This window comes from Sphingomonas sp. PAMC 26621, assembly GCF_000251145.1.
Taxonomy (GTDB): Bacteria; Pseudomonadota; Alphaproteobacteria; order Sphingomonadales; family Sphingomonadaceae; genus Sphingomonas.
Genome location: NZ_AIDW01000016.1, coordinates 184,295 through 200,403 on the forward strand (window position 1 = coordinate 184,295; position 16,109 = coordinate 200,403).

Below are 16,109 nucleotides of genomic sequence, written 5' to 3' on the forward strand. Positions count from 1 at the left end.
CATGGCGACTCCCTTCGTCGCTGCGGGGCAGACCCGGCGCGCGCGGTCGATGCCCGTCGGGGCATGGCAGCGACACGGCGGCATCCTTGGCGCGGTCGCGCTCGTGCTGGTCGCGATGTTCTGGTCCGACGTCGCCACGCTTGCGCATATCTGGTGGACGAGCACGACCTTCGGCCATTGCCTGTTCATCGGGCCGGTGCTGGTCTGGCTGGTGTGGCAGCGCCGCGCGGAACTCGCGCAGATCCGCCCGGTCGCCTGGAGCCCGGGACTGGTGCTGGTCGCGCTCGACGGGTTCGGCTGGCTGCTGGGCGATGCGGGGAGCGTCGCGCTGGCGCGGCATTTTGGGCTCGTACTGATGCTCCAAGGCGCGGTGGTCACGCTACTCGGGCCCAACGTGGCACGCGCGCTGCTGTTTCCAGTCGGCTATGCGCTGTTCCTGGTGCCGTTCGGGGAGGGGCTCGAGGGGCCGCTCCAGACCGTCACAATCGCGCTGACGATGCCGCTGCTCCATCTGTTCGAGGTGCCGGCAACCGTGGACGGCGTGCTGATCACCATCCCCAACGGCACGTTCGAGGTTGCCGAGGCCTGTTCGGGCGCGAAATTCGTCATCGCGATGTTCGCTTACGGCACGCTCGTCGCCAACGTCTGTTTCGTCTCGTGGCGGCGGCGCGCGGGGTTCCTGGTCGTGGCGCTGGTCGTCCCCGTGCTCGCCAACGGCGTGCGCGCGTTCGGGACGATCTACGCCGCGTACCGGACGTCGGTCGCGCGGGCGACGGGGTTCGACCATATCGTCTATGGCTGGCTGTTCTTCGGGGTGGTGATGGCGGCGGTGCTTGCGCTGGGGTGGCGCTGGTTCGATCGTGCGCCCGATGCACCGATGGTCGATCCGACAGCTCTTCAACGTCCACCGCGCAGGCAGATCGATCTCGCGATTGCCGCCGCGCTGACGCTCGCAACAGCGGCTGCCTTTCCGGCCTGGGCGGCGGCGATCGCGGGGCGGGCGCAAGCGCTGCCGGATCGGATCGCGCTGCCGGCGGTGCCGGGCTGGCACCGTGTCCCATCGAGTACGCGCGCGCCCTGGTCTCCCAACTATCCCGGCGCTGACCATATCCTGCAGGGGCGGTATGCGGATGCCAGGGGCGAGTCCGTCGACCTTGCGATTGCGGTCTATGGCAGCCAGCGGGAGGGCAAGGAAATCGTCGGGTTCGGCGTGGGGCCGCTGCGCGAGGATGACGTCTGGATCCGTATCGAGGACCGGCCCGAACTCGCCGGTGGCGCGGTGATGCGGGTCCTCGCGCGGCGGGCAGTCGAACGCGAGATCGTGACATGGTACCGCGTTGGTGACACGGTGACTCATGCGGGTAATGTGGTGAAGATAGAGACGGTAAAGGCGCGGTTGTTCGGCGGGCCGCAGCGTGCGGTGGCGGTGCATCTGTCGGCCGAACGGATGCCTGGCGCAGACCCGCGCGCGGCGATGACCCGCTTCCTTTCGGCGCTCGGGCCGATCGACGTGCTCGCCGACCGTAGCGCGGGGATGACGCGCTGATGTGCGGGATTGCCGGGCTTTATTATCCATCGACCCCCAAGCCGGTCGATCCTGCCCGCATCCGCGCGATGGCGGATGTCCAGGCGCATCGCGGACCGGACGGGTCGGGGGTGTGGACAGCGCCCGGGGTCGGGCTCGGGCATCGACGGTTGTCGATCATCGACGTCGCCGGATCGCCGCAACCGATGGCGAGCGCGGACGGCGCGCTCACAATCACCTATAACGGTGAGATCTATAATTTCGCTACGTTGCGCGCCGAACTGGAGACGCTCGGTGCCCGGTTCGTGACAGCGGGTGATACCGAGGTGCTGCTCCACGCATGGGAAGCCTGGGGCCCGGCGATGCTGCCAAGGCTGAACGGCATGTTTGCCTTCGCCCTTCACGATGCCCGCCGGCAATGCCTCTTTCTCGCGCGGGACCGGCTTGGCGTGAAGCCGCTGCATTATGTCACGCTCGCGGATGGTGCGCTGGCGTTTGCGTCTGAACTCAAGGGGTTGCTGGCGCATCCTCTGCTCCGGCGGCAACCCGACATTCGCGCGGTCGAGGATTATCTCGCCTTTGGCTACGTCCCCGACGATGCGTGCCTGGTCGCAGGCGTTCAGAAGCTCGCTGCCGGGCACGCGATGCTGGTCGAACGCGGGCGTCCCGTCCCGCTGCCGCAACGCTGGTGGGACGTCGACTTCTCGCGCCGCGCTAGCGGCTCCGCGCGCGATCTTGCGGCGGAGCTGCAAGGATTGCTGCGCGAGGCGGTGACGTCGCGGATGATCTCGGACGTTCCGTTGGGCGCGTTCCTGTCGGGCGGGGTCGACAGTTCGGCCGTGGTTGCTTTGATGTCCGAAGCGTCGCGGGGCGCGGTGCGGACGTGTACGATCGGGTTCGATGCGGCGGGGCTCGACGAGCGCCGCTACGCCACCACGATTTCGCAGCGCTTCGCCACGTCCCACCGGGAGCGCGTGGTTGCCGCGGACGATTTCGCGCTCATCGACACGCTGACCGAAGCGTTCGACGAACCGTTTGCCGATGCGTCCGCGCTGGCGACCTACCGGGTGTGCGAACTGGCGCGCGAGGATGTCACCGTCGCGCTGTCGGGCGATGGCGCGGACGAGGCGTTTGCCGGATATCGCCGCTACAAGTTCCAGGCGGCGGAGGAACGCGTGCGCGGGCTGCTCCCGCCGGACCTGCGGCAGAGCGTCTTCGGGACGCTGGGCCGCTATTACCCGAAGGCCGACTGGGCACCGCGCCCGTTGCGCGCGAAGACGACGCTGCTCGCGCTGGCCGAGGACGGCGCGGAGGCCTATGCACGCTCGGTCGGCGTCACGACGCCCGCCTTGCGCGCGGCGCTGTTCAGCGATGCCGCAAGACGCGCGCTGGACGGGTATCGCGCCGAGGAACGCTACGTCCGCACGATGCGCGACGCCCCGGCGCGCGATGCGCTCGACCGGGCGCAATATGCCGACATTCAGCACTGGCTTCCGGGCGACATCCTGACGAAGGCGGATCGCACGAGCATGGCGGTCGGGCTCGAGGCGCGCGAGCCGCTGCTCGATCACCGGCTGGTCGAATTCGCCGCTACTTTGCCAGTGGGAATGCGGCTGCGCGGCGGGCAGGGGAAGTGGCTGATGAAGAAGGCGCTCGAGCGGTATCTGCCCAAGGACATCCTGTACCGGCCAAAAATGGGGTTCGTCACCCCGATCAGCGCTTGGTTCCGCGGACCGTTGGCCGACGAGGCGGCGGGGCTGGCGCGCTCCCGCGTGCTGGGCGCGACCGGATGGTTCGACCCCAGGACGATCGCGCGGATCGCCGAGGATCACCGCGCCGGGACCGCCGAGCATGGGCGCACCTTGTGGCAATTGGTGATGCTCGAACGGTCGATGGCGCGGTTGTTCGGGTAGGCCAGGTCCGGGTCGATTGGTCTGGCCTTCCTGGTGGACGGTAAACGTTACGCGAACACCGCAATCGCCGCATGCAACGTCAGTGCGACCAGCGCCAGCGAGGCACCGAGGAACAAGGCGAAACGGACCGACACCTTGTTGATGGTCGCCTGCCACACGCTGTGCGCAATCCGCAGCACGACATAGGCCCACGCGATCCACGCGTTCATGCCATCGCCCGTGCCCGTCAGCGCGATGACCGTGCAGACCGCATAGAAGATCGTCGGCTGTTCCATCAGGTGATTGTGGTTGTGCGCGATCCACTGGACCTTCGGCGGCAGCCGTCCGTCGGCGTCAGCCGCCTTGGCACCGACCAGCGTCCCGAGATCGATCCCGGACGCCTGCATCGCAGGCAAACGCGTCACCAGCATCCAGAGCAGCATCGCCAAGGTCCAGACGATCAGCGCAACCATCGGCTTCAGAATTTCACTGTGCATCATTTGCTCCCCCGTCCCGACGCTGCCGCATCGGGTTCCAGAAAGCAACGGGGCGACGATCCGCGGCCGTTCGTCTCCCGTCCGCTATGTGGCCGGACGGTGCATCAACCCTGTCCCGCTCTAGCGCTTGCCGCTGCCCAGCACCTCACCGATCCAGCGATCGTACAGATCGGGCCAAAGCGATCCGCTGTCGCCCGTCGGCAACCTCGTGGCGAAGCCATGCCCCCCGCGCAGCAGGAAGTGCGCCTCGACCGGAATCCGCGCCGCACGTGCACCCGCAAACAGGTCCATCGCATTCATGAACGGCACGGTCGCGTCATCCTGCGCGTGGACGATGAACAGCGGCGGCGTCTCGCGCGTGATGTTGCGATCGCAGGCGTAGCGGCGTTCCATCGCGGGTTCGGGGTTGGGGCCGAGCAGGTTGGCGCGCGAACCGCCGTGGCTTCGGCCCGGATCCATGTTGGACACGGCGTACAACAGCCCGCCGAAGTCGGGTTTCGCCGATACCGCATCGACCGCGTCGAGCCGGCGATAGACCGGCGCGTCGTGCTGCGTCAGCAGCGAGGCCGCAAGATGCCCGCCCGCCGAAAAACCGAGCGCGCCGATCCGGCGCGGGTCGACCCGGAACCGCTCGGCATTCGCGCGGATCAGCCGCAGCGCGCGTTGCGCGTCCACCAATGGGGTGTTGGCGCGGTCGACCCAGCCTTCGCCGGGCAGGCGATAATTGAGCACGAACCCGGTGATCCCCCGCGCCGCCAGTGCGAGCGCGACGTCGAGCCCTTCCTTGCGGATCGAGGTGAAGCTGTACCCGCCGCCGGGCATGATGAGGACGGCACGGCCATCGGGGCGGCGCGGGCGGACGACACCGACGTCGGGGCGCACGACGCCGCGCATCCAGAGGTCGTGATAGTCGCCGGTGCGGCCGGTGATTTCGGGACGGAGGAGGGGTTCCGGAAGGCGCGCGCCGGGGGCGGCACCGGGCCAGAGCGCGAAATTCTCGCGTGGAGGCCAGCTCGGGGTCGACGAAGGCGCAAGCGCTCCCGGAGGAAGCGCGCTTCCGTTCCCCTGGGCAGCGGCCGCGGCAGGGGCCGCGGCCGCACCAAGAGAGAGCGCCAGGATATTGCGACGATTATGCATTCCTGGCGCTTAGCGGGTTCAGTCGAAGCTTGCACCCCAGCGACGCTTGACGCGGTCCTTCCACAGGCCACGATGATAGGCGTCCGAGGCGAGCAGCGGCATGACCGACCCGGCCTCGGCGAACACCATCTGCTCGATACCCGTGTTGACCTTGCCCCACGAGGCGGCTTCCTGCAGCGTCGACGACGAACAGGCACCGTCGCGGACGTCGGCAACCGTGATCTGCACCGCGTACTTGTGGACCTGCACGTCGTCATGGCCGAGGATCTCGGCGCAGACGACCGTGTCCTGGATGAAGTTCTTGGGCACGCCGCCACCGATCATGAGCAGGCCGGTAACGCCCGCCTTGATCTTGATGTCGGTCAGCTCGCGGAAATCGGCGATCGCATCGAGCACCATATAGGGCTTGCCCTCCTTCGCGCGGTCGACCTGATGCTTGACCAGACCGAAGCCGGCCGAGGAATCGACGAACGCCGGGCAGAAGATCGGCACGTCATGCTCGTACGCGAGCTTGACGAGGCTGTTCTCCTTCTTGCCGTTCTCGACGAGGTACTTGCCCATCTCGCGGATGAACTCGCGGCTCGAATAGGGGCGCGGCTCGAGCGAGTTGGCGATCTCGAGGATCGTGTGGTCGCAATCCTGGAGCTGTTCTTCGTCGATGTACGTGTCGTAGATCCGGTCGATCAGCAGCGAGCGCAGCGTGTCGTCGTCCGGCACTTCGAGCGCCTGATAATGCTTGTGGCCAAGACCTTCGAAGAAATCCATGTCGACAATCGACGCGCCGGTCGCGACGACGCCGTCGATCATTTTGTTGCGCAGCAGCTCGGCATAGAGATCCATGCAGCCGCCCGCCGAGGTCGAACCCGCGATGACGAGGAAGATCGAGCAATCCTTGTCCGCCAGCATCTGGTTGTAGATGTCGGTCGCGCGGCCGAGGTCGCGGCTGGTGAAGCTCATCTTCTTCATCGCGTCGACGATCGGGCGCGCGTCGAACTTGGTGATGTCGATATGCTCGACGGTGGTCGAGAGCAGCTCGGCCTTGCGGTTGGTGTTGAGGACTTCGGTCATGGGGTGATACCCTTTTCAACAGCCGCCGTCGTTGAGGGGACGCGGAAACCCGGAGAGAGACGGTGCATCGCTGCACCGCCTCCCCGATTCGTATTGACTATGAAATGCCTGTTACAGCTTGACGACGTTCGACGCGACGTGGGGCATGGCTTCGCCGTACAGCGACACCATCGGTTCGTCGGAGACGATCACCGTCTCGTCGGAACCGAACCCGTTAAACGCGGTCCGCATCGCCGAGCCATAGGCGCCGAGCATCCCGATCTCGAGATAGTCGCCCGCCTGGACGTCCGCCGGCAGGTAGAACGGCCCCGCCATGTGATCCATGTCGTCGCACGTCGGCCCGTAGAAGCTGAACGCCATCTCCTTCGAGCGGCTCTCCGGCTCGCGCAGGAGCTCGACCGGGAAACGCCAGCCGATGTGCGCCGCATCGAACAACGCGCCGTAAGCCCCGTCGTTGATGTACAATTCGTCGCCACGACGCTTTTCGACGCGTACTACGATCGAGCTGTACTCCGCGCAGAGCGCACGGCCCGGTTCGGCCCACAGTTCGGCCGAATAGCTGACCGGCAGCGATTCGAACGCACGGTGGATCGTCTCGAAGAAATGCTCGAGCGGGGGGGGCTCCATGCCCGGGTAGGACGACGGGAAGCCGCCGCCGACGTCGATCACGTCGACCGTGACCGCCGCATCGACGATCGCCGCACGAACTCGCTCGATTGCGTTCGCATAGGCTTCGGGCGTCATCGCCTGGCTGCCGACATGGAAGCAGATGCCGAGCGCGTCCGCTGCCTGACGAGCACGGAACAGCAGTTCCTTGGTCTCACCGGGAGCGGCACCGAACTTCGACGCGAGGCTGAGCTTGGAATGCTCCGACGAAACGCGCAGCCGGACGCAGAGCGTCAGGTCGGTTGCCTGGTCGGTGGCTTCCATGATCTTGTCCAGCTCCTCGACCGAATCGAGCGAGAAGGTGCGGACTCCATAGTCGAAATAGGCAGAGCGGATCGCTTCGGGGGCCTTGACCGGGTGCATGAAGCACAGGGTCGCGCCCGGGATCGTCGTCGCGACGAGCCGGACTTCGGCGATCGAGGCCACGTCGTAATGCGTGATCCCCGAGTCCCAAAGGATTTTGAGCAACTCAGGAGCCGGATTCGCCTTGACCGCATACATCGAGCGACCCGGGAACTTCTCGACGAAGAACCTGGCCGCACGCGCTGCCGCGTGAGGACGAACCAGCGTAACCGGCTGAACCGGCCGCTGCTGAGCGATGTCGATACCCGAAACCGAGTTCGAAAGGGTCTTCGCTAACCCCAGCGCGCGATGATGCTTGTGCAACTCAAGGGACCTCCAAGTGGCGTGCGCCGAACGGTGAAAAAAGCTGCCTTGCGGTTGGAAGTCCCATGGGGCAGCGGATGGGCGAAATAGGGTCGCAGTTTTCTAATGTAAAGCGGTTTTGGACCCTCGGAGGCAGACAGTGACAATTTTAAGACAGCCCACTCGGGCTGGGGTACGCGATGCGGCTGCCAAAGTGGCGGCTGCGGTGCCGGCGACGCCGCTTTTTACCATTGAGACGCAAGGGGTTACAGTCGCATTCAAGGCGGAAAACCTGCAGCCGATGGGGGCGTTCAAACTGCGCGGCGCCTGGCATCGGATGACCGCAATCGAACCTGGATTGCGCGCCAAAGGCGTGGTTGCCTTCTCGTCGGGGAACCACGCGCAAGGCGTCGCGTGGGCGGCGCGGCGGCTGGGCATGCCAGCGATGATCGTGATGCCCTCCGACGCACCCAAGGCAAAGCGCGACGGCACGCTCGCGCTGGGCGCAGAGGTGGTCGACTATGACCGCGCGACCGAAAGCCGCGAGGCGATCGCGGCGCGTCTGGCAGAAGCGCGCGGGGCAGTGCTGGTGCCAAGCTTCGACGATCCGTGGGTGATCGAAGGGCAGGGAAGCTCTGGCGTCGAAGCGGCGGCGCAGATGGCGGTGCTCGGGCTTGGCGTGCCGAAGCATGTCGTGGTGCCCTGTGGCGGCGGCGGGCTTTCGGCGGGGATTGCCTTGGCGCTGCCAGAGGCGCGCGTCACCGTGGTCGAGCCGGAAGGTTGGGACGACATGCGGCGTTCGCTCGTGGCCGGTCGAATCGAACCGGTGGGGGACTCGCCACCCCCGACCGCGTGCGACTCGCTTCAGACCATGCGCGTCTCGCCGCTGACGTTCGACGTACTCTCGCGGCGCGGCGCGACCGGGGTCGCGGTGACCGAAGCCGAGATCCGGCACGCCCAGCGTTGGGCGGCGGATCGGTTGCGGCTGGTGGTCGAGCCCGGCGGTGCGGTGGCGCTTGCGGCGATCCTCGCGGGCAAGGTGGCGATGGAGCCGGGGATGCTGGTGCTGCTGTCGGGAGGGAACGTGGACCGCGCCGCTTATGCATCCGTGCTGGCGGAGGCGGTGTGAGCGGGGTCGAATCGCTCGCACCCGCGATTGCGATGCTGGCGGCGTTTGCGTGCCTGATCGGGGGCGTGCGGCTGATCTGGCGGCGCAGCGACGTCCGCAAGGGGGTTCTGATGCTGGTGATGGCGGCGGTGCTGGTCGGGAACGTGGCGATCTGGACGTTGTGATTGAAGTGGTGCCGGGTTTCTCGACTTCGCTCGAAACGAACGGATAAGGGTCGCTACTCAAACCACCGTTCGTTTCGAGCGAAGTCGAGAAACCTGCGCTATCCCCTCGACGGCGCGTGCGGCGGCTCAATCTCCGGCGCCTCGGCCACATCCAGCGGCCCTTCCCATTTCGCCACCACAGCGGTCGCCACGGCATTGCCGACGACGTTGGTGCCAGACCGCCCCATGTCGAGGAACTGGTCGACCGGGAGGATCAGCAGCAACCCCGCCTCGGGGATGCCGAACTGCCCCATCACCGCCGCGATCACGACGAGCGATGCACGCGGTACGCCGGCGATACCCTTCGACGTGATCATCAGCACCAGCAGCATCACGATCTGCTGACCGATCGACAGGTCGACCCCGTACACCCGCGCGAGGAACAGCGTCGCGAAAGTCATGTACATCATCGACCCGTCGAGATTGAACGAATAGCCCAGCGGCAGCACGAAGCTCGCGATCTTGCGCGGTACCCCGAAGCGATCGAGCGCCTCGAGCGTGCGCGGATAGGCCGCCTCCGACGAGGCGGTCGAGAAGGCGAGCAGGATCGGCTCGCCAATATAGCGCGCCAGCGTCAGCGCACGCGGACCGATGATCGCGAACGCCGCGCCGAACAGAAGCAACCACAACACCGCAAGCCCGATGTAGAAGCTCCCGACGAACAGCCCGAGCGTCCACAGGATACCGAGCCCGTTCACCGCGATCGTCGCAGTGATCGCGGCGAACACCGCGAACGGCGCCACCCGCATCACATAATCGGTGATCTGCAGCATCATCGCCGCCAGCGCCTCGGCGCCGCGGACGATCGGCGCGCCCTTCTCGCCGATCGCGGTGAGCGCGACGCCTGCGAAGATCGAGAAGATGACGATCTGGATGATCTCGTTGGTCGCCATCGCCTCGACCACCGAGGACGGCACGATGTGGGTCACGAAATTGGTGAGGTTGAACGATTTCTCGTCGAGCCCGACCGTCGCATCGGGGGGCGGCAGCTTGAGCCCGAACCCGCTGCCCGGCGAGACCAGGTCGATCACGAACTCGATCCCGTGGAACAGCACGAGGCCCAGCGTCAGCGATACCAGCGATGCCGAGAGGAACCACGCCATCGTCCGCCCGCCGATCCGCCCGAGCGCCTTGAGGTCGCCCATGTGCGCGATCCCTACGACAAGCGTCGAGAAAACCAGCGGCGCGATGATCATCTTGATCAGGCGCAGGAAGATCGTCGTGATGATCGAGAAGTAGCTGGCAATCTCCTTCGCGCGCGCGGCCCCCGCGGCGCTGCCGTCGACGATCTGCTGGTTGATCGCCCAGCCGACGATCAACCCGAGCACCAGGCCGATCAAAATATACAGTGTCAGCCGCTTCGCCACGCTTCTTCCCCGTTGGTTCGGCCCGCATCAAGGGGAGAATGCGCAATCGGTCAAGCAAGACGCGCGTTGCGGGGCGGCACGCCCGCTGCCAGACTGGTGCCATGAACCTGTCCCGTCGCGCTTTCGCGTCCGCCGCCCTCGCGCTTCCCGCCCTGTCCGCCAGCGGTGTCCTGCGCGCTGCAGAACCCGATCTCGCGGGTCTGCGCGACATCACCGGCGCGACCGCGCCGATCGGCCCCGAGGAACGCCGCGGGCGGCTCGCGCGCGCACAAGCGCTGATGCGCGCCAACGGGATCGGCGCGGTGCTGGTCGAATCGGGATCGAGCCTGACCTACTTTACCGGCATCCGCTGGGGCCGGAGCGAGCGGTTGACCGCGGCGATCCTGCCGGTCGAGGGCGATCCGTGCATCGTCACGCCGTTCTTCGAGGAGCCCTCGGTCCGCCAGACGCTCGGCATCCCCGCCGAAGTCCGCGTCTGGCAGGAGGACGAAAGCCCGCACGCGTTGATCGCTGCGTTCCTCAAGGAGCGCAAGCTCGCCACCCGCCCGGTCGGGATCGAGGAGACGGTGCGCTACTTCGCGGTCGACGGGCTGGAACACGCCTTGCCCGGGGCGCGGATCGTATCGGCGAATCCGGTCGTCCGCGCGGTTCGGATGCGCAAGACCGCGCCCGAGATCGCTTTGATGCAGACCGCGACCGACGTGACGATCGCCGCCTATCGCTGGACGTGGCCGCGCATCGAGAAAGGCATGAAGCCCGCCGATATCGCCGCACTGATGAACGCCGCGACCAAGCGGCTGGGCGGCGACCCCGAATTCTCGCTGGTACTGATCGGCCCGGCGGCAGCCTTCCCGCATGGCAGCAAGGACCCGCAGGTTGTCGCCGACGGCCAGATCGTGCTGATGGACTGCGGCTGTACCGTGCAGGGCTATCAGTCGGACGTGTCGCGCACCTTCGTCTTCGGCAGCGCGAGCAAGGCGCAGCGACTGATCTGGGATCAGGTTCGTGCGGGGCAGGCCAAGGCGTTCGCTACCGCGCAGCTCGGGACGCCCGCGGGCAAGGTGGATGACGCGGTGCGCGGCTATTACGAATCGCTTGGCTATGGCCCGCGCTACGGTCTTCCCGGTCTGTCGCATCGCACCGGGCACGGCATCGGGCTCGACGGGCACGAACCGGTCAACCTCGTCCATGGCGAGACGACGCCGCTTGCAGAGGGCATGTGCTTCTCGGACGAGCCCGGCCTGTATCTCCCGGGAAAGTTCGGCGTTCGGCTGGAGGATTGCTTCCACATGACCGCGGCCGGGCCGAAATGGTTCAGCGTACCGCCGACGTCGCTGGATGCGCCGCTGGGGTGAGGGGACTACCTCTTACCCCATAAGGAAAGTCGCGCTAGCTCAACACCGGACCGAAGGCGGACCGGTCGCCGCGCCAGGTTTTATCCGCTATCGCGCGGTCGCGTTCCGACGCCGCTGTCTTGCCGAGCGCCATAAAGACCTCCGCGCGTACTGCCAGCGTAACCGGATCGAGCGGCCGCTGCGCCAGCGCCGCATCCGCCTCGTGCAACGCGTCCTGCGGACGTCCCGCTGCCAGCAACGCCGCCGCGAGGCTCCGGCGCGGCGAATACCACCAGATCGGCGGATCGTTGAACTCGGCCATCGCCTTGTCCTCGTTGAACCGCGCCGCCTGCGCATAAGCGCGGATCGCTTCATCATAGCGGCGCTCGATCATCGCGGCGCGGCCGAGCAGGACGGCTTTCGCAATCCGCATCAAATTGGTCGCCTGCCGGGTGGAATCCTCGCGCCCGATCGGACCGGCCGAGCGCGGGATCGCCGCCGCCTCGGCGCGCACCCCACGCGCATCGCCAAGCCGCACAAAGGCCTCGCCGCGCGCGTAATGGCGGTAGGCGCGCAGATAGCCCATTTTCGCCGGAGCGTCGGGCAGCGCCAGCACCACGGCCGGATCGGCGAAACGACCGTGCGCGAAATAGGCGGTCCCGCCGACCATTTGCTCGAACGCAGAGGCACTAGGGCGCTGCGGCAACGCGCGGAGGACCGGTGCGGCGAGCGCCAACGCATCCTTGGCGTCTCCCGCGAGCAAAGCGCCGCCGACCCCGAAATGAACGTTATGCGCATGATAGGGCAACGTGAACGCGCCATCCGGCCCGGGGGCCTTCGCCGCCTTGGCGTCCCCGACCCCGATCGCGACGGCGCGGACGTTTGCTTCGGTCGCGGCCTGGTAACGGCCGACCCAATAATAGGTGTGGCTCGGCATATGGATAAGATGGCTCGCCGCGGGAGCGAGACCGGCGAGACGGTCTGCATAATGCTCCGCCCGCGCAGGAAAACCCGACATTTCCGTGGCATGGATATAGAAGTGGATTGCGGGCGTGAAGTCCGGATTGCGTTTGAGTACCGTCTCGAGCAGCGCGACCGCACGCGGCAGCGTCTCTGTCTTGCCCTCGAGCGACGCCGGGATCATCCATGCATCCGCTGCAAGCGTTAGCACTTCGTCGCTACCGGGATGGTCACGCGCAATCGCGTCCATCGCACGGGCGAACGCCAGATCCCCACCGGTCCGATAGCGCGCCGCCAGCGCTGCGAGCATCTGTCGTTCGAGCAGGGGGCCGGTCGCCGCGAGCGGGATCGCGCCGTCGACAAGCTTGCCGAGCTTGACCTGAGTCGCCGCGTCGATCGGGTAGTTGATCGTCGGTCCCTGCGACCACGCCACGCCCCAGACGCACATCCCGCATTGCGGATCGAGCCGAGCGGATTCCTTGAAGGCGGCGGTTCCGGCTTCGTGCGCGAACGCATGACTAAGCTGTAACCCATTGTCGAAGAACGCTTGTGCCTTGGGCTGAGCGGTCGTGACAATCAGCGCGCCCGACCCGAACCCGGGCATCAGCCGTGCGACACCCGGCGCGATGACGTCATCCCCGCACATCCGATGCGCCGCCGCGCCGGAGACTGCGCCGGAGACTGGGGCAGGGATGTCCTGCGGTCCGGCGGTGCCGCCCCCGGTCGCAGGTGCTAGCAGCAGCAGGAAAGACGCGAGCACAGGCAGACGCATCGGCAAAATCGAAGCTCCTTTCGCACAGCGTACCGCATTGCGACCAGACGAGCCACGCTGGCGATGCGCGGCATACTTGAGAACCCCGGGCGGCTCGCCTAAGCCACCGCGCATGACCCAGAGCCCGACCTCCACCAACGACATCCGTCGCAGCTTCCTCGACTATTTCGCGGCCAATGGGCATGCGAAGGTCGCTTCCGCGCCGTTGGTGCCGCAGAACGACCCGACGCTGATGTTCGTCAACGCCGGAATGGTGCCGTTCAAGAACGTCTTCACCGGGCTCGAATCGCGACCGTATGTGACCGCGACCTCGTCGCAGAAGTGCGTTCGGGCAGGCGGCAAGCACAACGACCTCGACAATGTCGGCTATACCGCGCGGCATCATACGTTCTTCGAGATGCTCGGCAATTTCTCTTTCGGCGATTACTTCAAGGAACGCGCGATCACGCTCGCGTGGAACCTGCTGACGCAGGAATGGGGGATCGACCCGAACCGCCTGACCGTCACCGTCTATCACACCGATGACGAGGCGTTCGACCTGTGGCGCAAGATCGCAGGGCTCCCCGAAGAGCGGATCATCCGCATCGCGACCAACGACAATTTCTGGTCGATGGGCGACACCGGTCCCTGCGGGCCATGTTCCGAAATCTTCTTCGACCACGGCGACCACATCTTCGGTGGCCCGCCGGGGTCCCCCGACGAGGATGGCGACCGGTTCGTCGAGATCTGGAACCTCGTGTTCATGCAGTTCGACCAGACCGCGGACGGCGCGCGCACGCCGCTCCCGCGTCCGTCGATCGACACCGGCATGGGACTGGAGCGAGTCGCCGCGGTCCTGCAGGGCGTCCACGACAATTACGATACCGACACGTTCAAGGCGCTGATCGCGGCGTCGGCTGCGATGACGGGCACGCCTGCGACTGGCGACACGCAGGCGAGCCACCGAATCATCGCGGATCACCTGCGCTCGTCGGGCTTCCTAATCGCGGACGGCGTGCTGCCCGCCGCCGAGGGGCGCGGCTACGTGCTGCGCCGGATCATGCGGCGCGCGATGCGCCACGCGCACCTCCTCGGCGCGAAGGAGCCGTTGATGCACCGGCTGGTCCCGGCACTCGTCGCGGAAATGGGCGCGGCATACCCCGAACTGGTCCGCGCGCAGGCCGCGATCGAATCGACGCTATTGCAGGAGGAAACGCAGTTCCGCCGCACGCTCGTCAACGGGCTGCGGTTGCTCGATGAGGCGACGGGCGCGATGGAAGCTGGCGCGACCTTGCCCGGCGAGACCGCGTTCAAGCTCTACGACACCTACGGCTTCCCTTATGACCTGACCGAGGACGCGTTGCGCGCGCAGGGTTTCGGGATCGACCGCGCCGGCTTCGACAGCGCGATGGCCGAGCAGAAGCGCGCCGCCCGCGCGGCGTGGAAGGGCTCGGGCCAGCGCGCGTCGGACGACGTGTGGTTCGACATCGCCGAAGCGAGCGGCGGGACCGAGTTCATCGGTTACAGCGCGGTCGAGGGCGAGGGCGCGGTCGTCGCGATCGTCCGCGACGGCGCGCAGGTCGAGCGCGCCGAGGCGGGCGAGACGGTCGAGATCGTCGTGAACCAGACGCCGTTCTACGCCGAAAGTGGCGGCCAGGTCGGCGACACCGGCACGCTCACCGCGCCCGGCGTCCACGCGGTGGTCGAGGATACGCGCAAGTATCTCGGCCGTGTGTTCGCACATGTCGCGCGGATCGGCGAAGGCGGCATCGCGCTCGGCGATGCGCTCCACCTGACCGTCGATACCGCGCGCCGCGACCAGATCCGCGCCAACCACAGCGCGACGCATTTGCTCCACGAGGCACTACGCCAGCGGCTCGGCGCGCACGTCGCGCAGAAGGGCAGCCTCGTCGCGCCCGAACGGCTCCGGTTCGACTTCTCGCAACCGAGCGCGATCGATCCCGCGCGGATCATGGAGGTCGAGGCCGACGTCAACGCGCAGATCCGCGGCAACGGCGCGGTCGAAACGCGCTTGATGACTCCGGACGAAGCGATCGCCGAGGGCGCGATGGCGCTGTTCGGCGAGAAGTACGGCGATGAAGTCCGCGTCGTCTCGATGGGGACCGAGCACGGCAAGACCTATTCGCTCGAACTGTGCGGCGGAACGCACGTCCGCGCGCTGGGCGACATCGGTCTGTTCACGGTGGTGAGTGAAGGTGCGGTGTCCTCGGGCGTCCGCCGGGTCGAAGCACTGACCGGGGAAGCCGCACGCGACTATCTCACCACGCGCGACTCGAAGCTGCGCGAGGCGGCGGCAACGCTCAAATCGTCGCCCGACGAAGTCCCGGCGCGCGTCGCCGCGCTGGTCGAGGACCGGCGGCGGCTCGAGCGCGAACTGGCGGATGCCAAGAAGGCGCTTGCGCTCGGCGGCGGTGCGGGGACGGCGGCGGCTGGTCCGGAGCAGGTCGGTGGCGTCGCGTTCCTCGGGCAGGTCGTCGACGGGCTCGACCCCAAGGGGCTGCGTGGGACGGTCGATGAGATGAAGCAGCGGCTCGGTTCGGGGATCGCGATGATCGTCGCGGTCAACGAGGGGCGCGCTTCGGTCGCGGTCGGCGTGACGGCGGATCTGGTCGCGACCAAGAGCGCGGTCGATTTGCTGAGGGTCGCGGTGGCGGTGCTCGGCGGGCAGGGCGGCGGCGGTCGCCCGGACATGGCGCAGGGCGGCGGGCCTGATGGCAGCGCCGGCGCGGCGGCGGTCGATGCGGTCAAGGCGGCGCTGGCGGGTGCTGGCGGCTGATTGGGGAAGGGGGAGATCGCTTTTCTTACTCGTGGCCGCTTCCCCGGCGAAGGCCGGGGCCCAGTAGCGAGACGGAAGATTGCTGGCGGCAGCGCGCGATTACCTCGACCACCAATACTGGACCCCGGCCTTCGCCGG

12 protein-coding genes are annotated in these 16,109 nt (G+C 67.1%); 6 read left to right on the forward strand and 6 right to left on the reverse strand.

Annotated features, from left to right (window positions below; translation table 11 throughout):
• Nucleotide 1: 1 nt before the first annotated feature.
• Nucleotides 2-1,546: an exosortase A gene (gene xrtA, locus RI03_RS09110; protein ID WP_010216807.1), complete on the forward strand. Its 1,545-nt coding sequence runs from the start codon at nucleotides 2-4 to the stop codon at nucleotides 1,544-1,546.
• Nucleotides 1,546-3,438: an XrtA/PEP-CTERM system amidotransferase gene (locus RI03_RS09115; protein ID WP_010216809.1), complete on the forward strand. Its 1,893-nt coding sequence runs from the start codon at nucleotides 1,546-1,548 to the stop codon at nucleotides 3,436-3,438. Before xrtA ends, RI03_RS09115 begins: the two co-directional genes overlap by 1 nt.
• A gap of 47 nt (nucleotides 3,439-3,485) precedes the next feature.
• Here the strand turns inward: RI03_RS09115 and RI03_RS09120 are convergent, their stop codons facing one another.
• From RI03_RS09120 to RI03_RS09135, 4 genes are all read right to left on the reverse strand, one after another.
• Nucleotides 3,486-3,914: an MAPEG family protein gene (locus RI03_RS09120; RefSeq protein ID WP_010216811.1), complete on the reverse strand. Its 429-nt coding sequence runs from the start codon at nucleotides 3,912-3,914 to the stop codon at nucleotides 3,486-3,488.
• Nucleotides 3,915-4,034: 120 nt separating this feature from the next.
• Entirely contained in the window at nucleotides 4,035-5,051 is a 1,017-nt protein-coding gene (locus RI03_RS09125; protein WP_010216812.1) for an alpha/beta hydrolase, read from the reverse strand.
• Between the two features lie 18 nt (nucleotides 5,052-5,069).
• The gene (locus RI03_RS09130; RefSeq protein ID WP_010216815.1) at nucleotides 5,070-6,119 is read right to left on the reverse strand and encodes a 1,9-bis(guanidino)-5-aza-nonane synthase; all 1,050 of its coding nucleotides are present in this window, start codon (nucleotides 6,117-6,119) and stop codon (nucleotides 5,070-5,072) included.
• A 111-nt stretch (nucleotides 6,120-6,230) separates the two neighbouring features.
• Nucleotides 6,231-7,451, reverse strand: coding sequence for a type III PLP-dependent enzyme (locus tag RI03_RS09135; RefSeq protein WP_010216817.1), 1,221 nt, complete (start codon nucleotides 7,449-7,451; stop codon nucleotides 6,231-6,233).
• A 193-nt stretch (nucleotides 7,452-7,644) separates the two neighbouring features.
• Here RI03_RS09135 and RI03_RS09140 point away from each other — a divergent pair, with 193 nt between their 5' ends.
• Together RI03_RS09140 and RI03_RS24050 are read left to right on the forward strand one after the other, a co-directional pair.
• Nucleotides 7,645-8,559, forward strand: coding sequence for a threonine/serine dehydratase (locus tag RI03_RS09140; RefSeq protein ID WP_010216819.1), 915 nt, complete (start codon nucleotides 7,645-7,647; stop codon nucleotides 8,557-8,559).
• On the forward strand, nucleotides 8,556-8,723 hold the full coding sequence (locus tag RI03_RS24050) for a hypothetical protein (protein ID WP_026046588.1): 168 nt from the start codon (nucleotides 8,556-8,558) through the stop codon (nucleotides 8,721-8,723). The genes RI03_RS09140 and RI03_RS24050 overlap by 4 nt, the downstream gene beginning before the upstream one ends.
• A 98-nt stretch (nucleotides 8,724-8,821) precedes the next feature.
• On the opposite strand, the gene RI03_RS09150 is transcribed toward RI03_RS24050, so the two are convergent.
• Entirely contained in the window at nucleotides 8,822-10,129 is a 1,308-nt protein-coding gene (locus tag RI03_RS09150; protein ID WP_010216822.1) for a dicarboxylate/amino acid:cation symporter, read from the reverse strand.
• 101 nt (nucleotides 10,130-10,230) lie between these two features.
• Here RI03_RS09150 and RI03_RS09155 point away from each other — a divergent pair, with 101 nt between their 5' ends.
• Complete coding sequence (locus tag RI03_RS09155) at nucleotides 10,231-11,484, forward strand: M24 family metallopeptidase (RefSeq protein ID WP_037515058.1); 1,254 nt, start codon at nucleotides 10,231-10,233, stop codon at nucleotides 11,482-11,484.
• A 34-nt stretch (nucleotides 11,485-11,518) separates the two neighbouring features.
• Here the strand turns inward: RI03_RS09155 and RI03_RS09160 are convergent, their stop codons facing one another.
• Complete coding sequence (locus RI03_RS09160; RefSeq protein ID WP_010216825.1) at nucleotides 11,519-13,195, reverse strand: hypothetical protein; 1,677 nt, start codon at nucleotides 13,193-13,195, stop codon at nucleotides 11,519-11,521.
• Between the two features lie 112 nt (nucleotides 13,196-13,307).
• On the opposite strand from RI03_RS09160, the gene alaS reads away from it, so the two are divergent.
• Nucleotides 13,308-15,971, forward strand: a complete 2,664-nt coding sequence (gene alaS, locus RI03_RS09165; RefSeq protein ID WP_010216829.1) for an alanine--tRNA ligase — start codon at nucleotides 13,308-13,310, stop codon at nucleotides 15,969-15,971.
• Nucleotides 15,972-16,109 lie beyond the last annotated feature (138 nt).